Annotated in this window: 1 protein-coding gene; it reads left to right on the top strand. The window is 38.2% G+C overall.

The window, feature by feature from the left end:
• Positions 1-140: 140 nt before the first annotated feature.
• Positions 141-461, top strand: a 321-nt coding sequence (locus ACTQ50_RS19800) for a transposase domain-containing protein (RefSeq protein WP_441485579.1), incomplete at its 3' end; no start/stop codon positions are given.

Consider the following 461-nt stretch of genomic DNA (forward strand, 5'->3'; position numbering starts at 1 on the left):
AAGAGTAATACACAAGGTGAAACCAGAGCTTTATTAGTTCGGTTTTATATTGTACATTGAAAATTTCATAAGTTATCAAAATCTCCCTGAAATGTTTGAAATAAGCGGTTTTTCAGTGTCATTTGTGGTACAATGAGTCCATGGAAAACATTACTTTAACACTGGACGAACTGAATAAGATGCCGAAGAATGCTATAGTAATGCTGTACATGCAGATGAGCGAAAGCTTTACGATCTTATCTGCACAGAACCAGAAGATCCAGGATCAGAATGAAAGGCTGATCCATCAGATTGAAGATCTTCAGGAACAGGTTGCAATTCTGACACAGCATCGTTTTGGAAAAAGAACGGAAACTGACAAACAGGTCATAGGACAACTGTCGTTTTCTCTTGACAACATGTGTGTCCTGAATGAAGCAGAAGTACTTGTGGAAAACGGTATCCCTGATGAACCTGATATA

It is taken from the genome of Blautia sp. Sow4_E7, from assembly GCF_052116245.1.
Classification (GTDB): domain Bacteria; phylum Bacillota; class Clostridia; order Lachnospirales; family Lachnospiraceae; genus Blautia_A.